Here is a 1249-nt window from a genome sequence, read left to right as displayed (position 1 = left end):
CAGAAAAGGTTACTTTGGCAAAGTAACAAACTGTCTGGTACACTCATAGCAAGTGAGGTGATTCGTCATGAGCATGTCGGTTTCGCTCAAAAAGGCGACCAATAAAACCAACATCAAACACAATAATCGGACCATGAGTGACAAGGATAAAGAACGGAATTCACACATTGATGAATCTCGTTCGCACGAAAATGTGTACCTCGTTCAGAAGGATTTGAAAGAACTGTATCAAGAAGAATTTGGCGAAGCGTTGGAAAATTACAATGCTAAACAAAAACGCAATGACCGGAAAATTGATGATTACTTTAAGCACATCCAATCCAGTAAAAAAACGGCGCTTCAGCAGGAAATGATTGTTCAGGTGGGAGACTTATATGACTTTCCTATGCGAAAGGATTATGAGAAAGGAAATGAAATTTTATTAGAGTGGTTCGAAGATTTTGAGAAGCGAAATCCGAATTTAAAAGTATATAATGCGGTCATCCATAATGACGAAGCTACTCCTCATATGCACTTGAATTTTGTTCCGGTTGCGAGCGGCTATAAGCGAGGACTTGAAAAACAAGTGTCGTTTGACCGTGCGATTATTCAACAAGATCCGGCGTTGGATAAAACTCGCCCGTTTGATGATTGGCGGGAAAAAGAAGTCCAGTTGCTAGAAGAAAAATTATTGGATCGTGGAATTGAGCGGAAATTGGTTGGCACGAATTCATATAAAGACGTGAATGAATACAAGGAAAAACAGGACTTATTGAACGAAATTGCCGTGTTAGAGGGGAAAGTCGATGAAAAGAAAAATGAGTTTTTAGCGATTAGCAAAAATGTTCCTGATAAGAATTTGGTGCTGAAACCAAAGCGAAAAGAAATCAAAACCGAAGTCGTTCCGAAAATGTTCGGGAAACCGGAAATCCATCAAAAAGAAACCGGGAATTATGTTTTCACTCCTAAGCAGATGGAACAGCTGGAAACAATCGTGACAGCTGCGGTTGCGGTAAAAAAAGATTATGAGCGGTTGCAAAGTATGAATCCTGTCATAGAAAATGAAAAGCTTCGTGAGGAAGTCTATCAAAAGACCAATGAAAATTATAAGCTGAAGAACGAAAATAAGGAACTCCGTTCAGAGAACAGAGATTTAAAAGACCTGATAGGCGATTTACGGCACGAAGTCGGTTTGTTGTATCAAAGTGCCAAAGATTTCGTAAAAGAGCGTACAGAGGGCGTCAGGGCCGTTAAAAACGTTTTTAAGGAA

At 39.6% G+C, this 1249-nt stretch carries 1 protein-coding gene; it reads left to right on the top strand.

Going from position 1 to position 1249, the window contains the following annotated elements; genetic code table 11:
- Positions 1 to 67: 67 nt before the first annotated feature.
- The coding region (locus QI30_RS18585) for a plasmid recombination protein (protein WP_126992066.1) at positions 68 to 1249 on the top strand (1182 nt) is incomplete at its 3' end.

The organism is Candidatus Kurthia intestinigallinarum, assembly GCF_003991225.1.
Classification (GTDB): domain Bacteria; phylum Bacillota; class Bacilli; order Bacillales_A; family Planococcaceae; genus Kurthia; species Kurthia populi.
The sequence above is the reverse complement of the archived record's forward strand: the minus strand, read 5'-3'. Positions and strand labels throughout refer to the sequence as shown.